General features: G+C 63.1%; 5 protein-coding genes. 3 read left to right on the top strand and 2 right to left on the bottom strand.

The window, feature by feature from the left end; translation table 11 throughout:
• Positions 1–699: IS66 family transposase (gene tnpC, locus AS156_RS22150; RefSeq protein WP_136626368.1), on the top strand; the 699-nt coding region annotated here is incomplete at its 5' end.
• A 40-nt stretch (positions 700–739) separates the two neighbouring features.
• Here tnpC and AS156_RS22145 read toward each other — a convergent pair.
• Complete coding sequence (locus tag AS156_RS22145; protein WP_082747672.1) at positions 740–1,840, bottom strand: tetratricopeptide repeat protein; 1,101 nt, start codon at positions 1,838–1,840, stop codon at positions 740–742.
• 582 nt (positions 1,841–2,422) lie between these two features.
• Positions 2,423–3,130 carry an alpha/beta fold hydrolase gene (locus AS156_RS22135; RefSeq protein ID WP_066508681.1) on the bottom strand — a complete coding sequence of 236 codons (708 nt, stop codon included), beginning with the start codon at positions 3,128–3,130 and terminating at the stop codon, positions 2,423–2,425.
• A gap of 1,296 nt (positions 3,131–4,426) precedes the next feature.
• Here AS156_RS22135 and AS156_RS22130 point away from each other — a divergent pair.
• On the top strand, positions 4,427–5,248 hold the full coding sequence (locus AS156_RS22130; protein ID WP_066508680.1) for a phosphotransferase: 822 nt from the start codon (positions 4,427–4,429) through the stop codon (positions 5,246–5,248).
• Positions 5,249–5,798: 550 nt separating this feature from the next.
• Positions 5,799–7,766, top strand: coding sequence for a methyl-accepting chemotaxis protein (locus AS156_RS22125; protein ID WP_066508679.1), 1,968 nt, complete (start codon positions 5,799–5,801; stop codon positions 7,764–7,766).
• The last annotated feature ends 93 nt before the right edge of the window (positions 7,767–7,859 follow it).

Raw genomic sequence — 7,859 nt, 5'->3', positions numbered from 1 at the left:
AGCGGCATCTTCCAGGCCGATGCCTATGGTGGCTATGGCAGGCTTTACGACCCGGGCCGCAACGCAGGTCCGATTCTGGAAGCCGCGTGCTGGGTCCATGCCCGACGGCCGTTCTTCGTGATGGCTGATCTGGCCGAGAATGCGCGCCGCAAAGTGCAGGGCAAAAAGCCGGCGGTGATCTCGCCTCTGGCGCTGGAAGCAGTCCGCCGGATCGACGCCTTGTTCGAGATCGAGCGGGGCATCAACGGCGAAACGCCCGAACGGCGCCGGGCCGTCCGCCAGGAGCTCAGCGCGCCGCTGGTCGCCGCTCTGGAAGCCTGGATGCGTGAGCAGCGCGCCAAGCTCTCACGGCGCAATGATGTCGCCAAGGCGATGGACTACATGCTCAAGCGCTGGGGCGCGTTCACCCGCTTCCTCGACGACGGCCGCATCTGCCTGTCCAACAACGCCGCCGAACGAGCCCTGCGCGGCATCGCCCTCGGTCGGAAGTCTTGGCTGTTTTGCGGCTCCGACCGCGGTGGTGACCGTGCCGCGGTGATGTACAGCATGATCGTCACGGCCAAAATGAACGAGGTGGATCCACAAGCCTGGCTCGCCGACGTCCTGGCCCGCATCGCTGCACATCCAGCCCAAAGGCTTGACGAACTGCTGCCCTGGAATTGGCGAGACCGAAACAAGCAAGTCAATCAGGCAGCCTGAGTGACCGCGGTCCTCACCGGATGCTTACCATTCAACCGAGCTAACCCAAGGAATGCTTCTCTAGCGCCACCGCGATCCTCTCCAGGACAGCGTTCTTGCGCTGCATTTCGACGACCCCTCGTTCGCAGATCTCAATCGCCGTCCGGCCAGACCACTGCGCGCTCGCATATTTTCCTGTTCGGTAACAAAGCCATACCCCCACCGCCAAAAAGACAATGGTAGCGAGACAGGTTAGCACCTGCCCTAGACCGAAGTCCGCGAAGAAACGGCGGAAATCGCCCTTGGTGAGGTACGCAGAGGCGCGACTGTCATGGGCATCCCTGTCGTTCGGATCGAGCGCGATCATGTGATTGTAGTCGGCGATAGCACGGTCGAGGTCGCCCTTGGCTTGATAGGCGTAGCCGCGGTTGTAATAGGCGTCCCGATAGTTCGGATAGAGCGCGATCGCCTCACTGCAGTCAGCGATGACGCGATCGAGGTCACCTTTCGCCCTGTGTGCAAGGGAGCGATTATAGTAGGCGATGGCATATTTCGGATCGAGTGCGATCACCCGGTCGTAGTCGGCGGCGGCACGACCAGGATCGCCTTTGGCCAGATAGGCGTTGCCGCGGGCGGTGAGCGCTACCTTGTTGTTCGCATCCAGCCGGATACCGTCGGTATAGTCCGCGATGGCACGGTCGTTGTCGCCTTTGGCCTGATAAGCGTAGCCGCGCTCGCCATATCCGACCCGCTTTCCATAGTCCGACAGACCGCCGTCGAACGCCTGGGTGGCGTCCGCGATCGCTCGGTCGTAGTCGTGCTGTTGGTTGTAGATATGCGACCGATTGAGCAGCGAGCCGACAGCTTTTGGGTCGATCCGGATCGCCTCGGAGTAGTCTTTGAAGGCGCGGTCGACGCGATCGGTGAAGCTTGTCCATGACCAAGCATAGCCACGGTGATGATACAACTCGGACAGGTCCCGGTCGTTGTAGTCTCCGCTTTGGATCGCGCGTGTACAGGCCGTGATGGTCGCGGCAGCAGTTTCCTTCGATCCGTTCAGACACTCCTGTCGGTCGTCGGCTGCCGCTGGCCGGCTGACAGCAGCAGCTGTCGCGAATACCAAGGCAACCAGCCAAACACGCGCTGAAATCCCTGAGCGCATACCACTTCTCCGCGACGCTCCAGTGTTCGAGCTAGCTCGCAGAGTGCTTTTCCAGAGCCGCCGCGATCCTCTCCAATAGGGCGTTCGTACGCTGGGTTTCGACGACCTGCCGCTCACAGAGATCGACCCAGCTCGTCCCGGACGATCCGCGCCAATGCCTGCGCGAGAGCCACACCCAGACGCCCACCAGCACGACGAACGGTAGCCAGGAGACGATCAGACCAACTACCCAGGACGGCGAACCACCGCCTGCTTTGTTGATGAGCGTAAAGCAAACGACGAGAGCTCCGACGAGTGCGATCCACAAAGCAACTGACAGAAACCAAGAGCGAGGCTTGGTTATTCCGGTCACGGCAGTTCCTCTGGTTGATTCAATGAAGCGCACGCTATCATTGGTTGATTGACCTTCCCATGCCGTCGCGCATGCATGTGGCAACGTGGTTAGTCATTTCTTTGCAAGATGTCTCGGGGGAGCGCGTACGCACAGATCCGCCATGTCGGCTCTGCCCTCTAAAACCGGACATTGCCGGGTGACCACCGCATGTCGGTTCTAGGCCAGACGCGACATCGGTTAGCTTGCGGCTAAGCGATATCTGCGAGTATCCGGGCTAACTCTTCGGGCCTGTTGATTGCGACCATATGATTGGTAGCAATCTCGTGGTAATGCCAAGCTGGTGACGCCTTCGCGTGCCGGGCCGCTTGCCAGCGGGCCTCGTAGCCGGCATCGCTTCCCGGCTTATCCTGTGTCGCCTTGATGTAGGTTCTGGCGAACGGAAACGACTCCAGCGGCTGTGAAAGGAAAACGGGTTCTGTGAGCGTTCCCATTGGATGAGTCGTTACGCGCGCACCCATCCACTCCGCTTCCGCAGGGCTGTCGTATTCACGTACAGGACTTGTTGAGAGCCAGTTCTGACCAAGCTCGATCTTTGTGCGGGCCGCGCCTCCAACATGCGAGAAAACCGTCTCCCCATTCTTGGGGACCAATGCATCCAGAAAGACAAGGTGCGAAACGCGTTCTGCGATGTGCTCCAACGCGCCTGTGATGACAAAACCGCCGTATGAAAACCCTAGCAGAACGATCTCGTTGAGATCCTCGTACAATACATGGTTGACCACGTCGTGGATGTGAGTACCGAGGCCGACCTGTGGACTGGAGAGGTGTACGCGTTCGCCAACACCGGTCAGGCTAGGCGTTGATACGTCGTGGTGTTCCGAACGGAGCAATCGACGCACATGTCTAAAGCCGTGTGCGCCACCCCAGGCACCGTGGACCAGGACAAATGAAGTCATTTGAAATGCCCCCCATGCGGCTGCACGGCTATGGAACGAGGCTAAATGCTAGCGGGCATCTGCTGAGCGCGCAACGGCGGCTTTAGGTCGTTCTCGACCGAGCCAGCGTACTTTGCCTGCCACCCAAATGTTCGCTTTGGGCGCCGTACGCGCTTCGCCGAGCGGTGCTGGACCGCCAGGTTGCAATCGCGTTGTCGTGGCCCGTGATGCGCGTTTCCCCGGCCGCTGCTTACTACCCGCGATCCGAATTAACGCATGGATGAACCTGCGTTGCGCGACTGACAATGCCAGAACTATGGCGTCGAAAGCACGCGCGCGTCCGAGGCGCGCACAGTGAAGAGGGCCGAGGCCGAGCAGTTGGCCAGCGGCGAGATCGTGCCATGACGCGACCACATCCTACGCCGTGGTGCGGCACTGGTAAGGCCGCGTCCCGATCAACGTCGACGCCAGCGTGATCACGTCATTCATGCGCCATAGGTTGAGGCATGCCTGCCCAAATCTCCAGACCATACCTGCGTCCCTCCGCAATGCCCTGAGCAATTGCTCTTACGACTATCTCGACGTCGGCCGGAGAGAGCTGGTCCAGAGGCTTCCACGAACGCGCGATTTCACGAGCCCGTGCAAGATCTCTTACCATAAGTGGCGGCGGCTTGACTGGCATTTCCAACTCCGCAACCGCAATGTGCAAGAACCTACATCAATTCCGTGATATCAAGCCATGCGTTTCAATTGCCTGGTTTGACGCTTCTAATCGCGGAAACGCATACTTCCGGCCTATATGTTCAAATCGGCTGGTGTCAGCTTCGGGGTCATTGTCGACGGATGCAGCGAAATTGACGAACGGACGGCCCGCAGCGCTCAGCGTAGCTCTCGCCAATCGCGAGTCTGGTCGCCTTCGGAGTGTCACTGTCGCGCCCGAATCTCAGAGGCACGGTTGATTCCAGGTCGCGGAGACGACCTCATACGCCCACCTGACATCCCCGGTCCCGTGACCCCAGACTACCCCGCCAACGGGACCGGGATTTGCAAGCGGGTGTCTGATCTAGGCAGTGGACCCGTAAATCTGCCAGCGCACTGCTTGCCAGAGTCCGCTATGCCTCGATAGCGACCAAATTCTGCAGCGCAGCCAAATGACGCGAAGGGCCAGAACCGGACTTGAAACCGCGCGTCGCGTCGCGATTCTGGCAAACGCTGCGGCCGGGGACAAGCCACGATCGTGGCTGGCAGCCAAGATTGCGGGAGCGTTCTCTTTTGCCCGCCGTCGGTGTTTGGTCGCAACCGGTGGGAGGACCGGCGATGCAGGGATCCCTTGGGGAGAAGATCAACCAGGGCGGCACGGCGGACATCCACGCCTGGGCGCCAGGTCAGGTCGTAAAACTGTTCAAGGAAGGTTTCCCGCCGCGGCTCGGCCAGCAAGAGGCGCGGATGACCCAGGCAGTCTTCGCCGCCGGCGTGCCTGCGCCGGAGGTGTTCGGCGAGGTGACGCTCGACGGACGCTTCGGCATCGTGCTCGGCCGCCTCAACGGACCGACACTGCTGCAGCTCACGCGCAGCGGCGGCGTGACGTTTGCCCAAGCGGGCGCGATCCTTGCGTCCCTCGGCCTGTCGGTTCACAGGATGCCGCCGCCGCCGGAGGCCTTCTATCTGCGCCGCTGGATGGACACCGCCTTCAGGCGCTCGGGCGACATCGTGCCCAAGCACATCGCCTCGGGCATCCTCGCGCTGATCGACCGCCTGCAGCAGCCGGGGGACGGGCTGTGCCACGGCGACATCCACCCCAACAACGTGATCATGACGGCGGACGGTCCGCGGCTGATCGACTGGACCTTTTCGATCCGCGCGCCTGCGGCCCTCGATCATGGGCTCACTCACATCAGCCTGACCGAGTTCGCCCTCGATGTCACCGACAATCCGCAGCGGCCGCTTGCGGTCAATGCGGCCGCGCAATCCGAATACGCGCGGCTGTCCGGCAAGCCGGTCGCGGCGCTGAGGCAAACGATGGAGACCTGGCTGCCGATCGCGATCGTCCGCTACTTCCTAATTATGGGCGGGCCGACAAGCGAGCGATGGCGGCGGATGATGCAGCGCGCCGAAGCGGCCCTTCGTCCGCAGGACTGAACCTTCATCGCGCGCGGCCGTCGATGCCGCGGCTCAGTGCCCGCTTCGGTCATTCTCGACCGATTTCTAAGTGGATTTACGATGTCCGCTAATTCTCCGGAAGCGGACATGGGACCGTTGGCGTTTATGAGTACACGCCCAAACGACCGTGGGGACGCTTCGCTCCCTCTCCCGCTTGCGGGAGAGGGCTATCGCATCTGGGCTCGATCGCTCCACAAACTCGTCATGCCCGGGCTTGGGCCGGGCATCCACGTCTTGGTTTCCGCGAGAGAAAGACGTGGATGGNACAAGCCCGGCCACGACGATTGTGGCGGCGTCCGCGCCAAGCTTCCCAGCGTCATATGCGATCGCCCTGCCCGCAAGCGGAAGAGGCGAAGCGCGTCTGCGGTCCGACTGATGCAACCAAACCTCATCTCGATTTAGCCGCATGGTACCAAAGTAGCACCGGCGGCCACGATTGCGGTGCGAATACCGGCGGCACAACATGCGGTTGTTAAGCTTTTTCTGAGAGTGTGCGGACGGCGCTAATGCCTGGAGTCCCGCTGGTCCCATGTTCACGCTTCAATCGATTGCCGCCCGCCTGATCCTGGCGATTTCACTGACCGTTGCGGTCGCCTGCGCCATCCTCGGCGGCTTCTCCATCAGCCAGCAGCGCGCGCTGACGCGGCTCGCGCTCGATCAGCAGCTCAAGCTGCAATATGACAGCGTGATTGCGGCGATCGATTATGAAGGCCGTGCCGCGCTTGCGGTCTCTGCGGTCATCGCGGCGTTGCCGCCGGTCGAGGATGCTATCGCCAAAGGTGACCGCGAGGGCCTCGGAAAGCTGCTCGGCGCCCCTTGGGCCGCAATGAAGGCGCAAGGCATCCCGCTGATCTCGTTCTGGCAGGCCCCGGCAACGAGCTTCTACCGGGTGCACGCGCCGAAAGTCTTCGGCGACGACGCCTCCACGCGGCGCACCACGGTGGTGGAATCGATCAAGGCCGGCAAGCCGATCGTCGGCGTCGAGCCCGGCCGCGAGGCGCTTTCGATCTTCGGCATGACCCCGATCATGCACGACGGCAAGACGCTGGCCAATGTGGACATTGGCGCCGCCTTCGGCAAGGAGTTCGTCGACCGCGCCAAGAAGCGCTTCGGCATCGATCTTGCCGTGCATTCTTTCGACGGCCAGAGCTTCCGGCGGCTGTCTTCGACCTTCGGCGACACGGTGGTCGCGACCCAGGACGAGCTCAAGCGCGTGATGAACGGTGAGCCGCTGCTGCGCGACGCAACGCTCAACGGCCATGCGGTCGAGCTCTATCTCGGGCAGATCAGGAACTATGCCGGCCAGCCGGTCGCCGTGCTCGAGTTCATCAAGGACACCACCGACTACGAAGCCGCGGCGTCGAGCGCGCAGCGCAATCTGATCCTCGGCACGGTTGCGATCCTGGCCGCGGCCGTATTGCTCGCCTTCCTGCTCGGCCGCGGGCTGTCCCGGCCGCTGGCCGCGATCACGGCGGTGATGAATCGCCTCTCGAGCGGTGACACCGGCGTCACGATTCCCGGCAGCGACCGGCGCGACGAGCTCGGCACCATGGCGAAGGCGGTCGACGTATTCCGTCGCAGCATGATCGAAACCACCTCGTTGCGCGAGGCGCAGGAGGCCGACAAGGCGAAGGCGGAGGTCGAGAAGCAGGCGCTGCAGCGGCAGATGGCGGACCGTTTCGAATCCGACGTCAGGGGCATGGTCGCCGCGGTCGCGCGGTCGTCGAACGACATGCAACGGGTCGCCAACGAGATCACGACCAGCGTCAACGGCGCCTCCGAGCGGACCACGGCCGCAGCCGCGGCCTCCGAGGAGGCGTCGGCCAGCGTCAACGCGGTCGCCGCGGCGACCGAGGAACTGGCGTCCTCGATCACCGAGATCGGCCGCCAGGTCACCCATTCCAGCCACGTGGCGGAAAACGCCGTGGTCAAGGCCAGGGAGACCACCGAGATGGTGACTGGCCTCGCCGCATCCGCCGAGAAGATCGGCGACGTGCTGCGCCTGATCAGCGCGATCGCCAGCCAGACCAATCTGCTGGCGCTCAACGCCACCATCGAGGCGGCACGCGCCGGCGACGCCGGCCGCGGCTTCGCCGTGGTCGCCGCCGAGGTGAAGGAACTGGCGAGCCAGACCGCGAAGGCCACCGAGGAGATCGCGGGCCAGGTCGGCGCGATCCAGCAAGCCACGGACAACTGCGTCAGCGCGATCGGCGACATCAGCGGCACCATCCGCGAGATCTCGGGCATCGCCACCGCGATTGCCGCGGCTGTCGAGCAGCAGGACTCGGCGACGCGTGAGATCGCCCGCAGCGTGCAGCAGGCGTCCGCGGGGACCGGCGAAGTTTCCGCCAACGTCGCGGGCGCGAGCGAAGCCGCAGGTCAATCGCGCGCCCTCACCGGCAACGTGCTCGATACCTCCAGCCAGCTCGGCGATCACGCTTCAGCGCTGTCGCATAGCGTGGACACGTTCCTCGCCGGACTGCGCAACGCCGCCTGACCGGCGGCGCAGCGCTTCAAATCATGCCCAGCGCGGAACGGGCCGGCGGACTGACAATCGTGGTCAGATGGCGCTCTATGTGAGGTTCAAGGC

Origin of the sequence: Bradyrhizobium macuxiense (assembly GCF_001542415.1) — a bacterium.
GTDB lineage: Bacteria > Pseudomonadota > Alphaproteobacteria > Rhizobiales > Xanthobacteraceae > Bradyrhizobium > Bradyrhizobium macuxiense.
Note: the sequence above shows the minus strand (reverse complement) of the source record. Positions and strands in the feature narration are given on the sequence as shown.

What these genes read in the sequence shown, in the direction of transcription:
- AS156_RS22145 (WP_082747672.1), bottom strand. Translation starts at nt 1,840, where the DNA reads ATGCGCTCAGGGATTTCAGCGCGTGTTTGGCTGGTTGCCTTGGTATTC.
- AS156_RS22135 (WP_066508681.1), bottom strand. Translation starts at nt 3,130, where the DNA reads ATGACTTCATTTGTCCTGGTCCACGGTGCCTGGGGTGGCGCACACGGC.
- AS156_RS22130 (WP_066508680.1), top strand. Translation starts at nt 4,427, where the DNA reads ATGCAGGGATCCCTTGGGGAGAAGATCAACCAGGGCGGCACGGCGGAC.
- AS156_RS22125 (WP_066508679.1), top strand. Translation starts at nt 5,799, where the DNA reads ATGTTCACGCTTCAATCGATTGCCGCCCGCCTGATCCTGGCGATTTCA.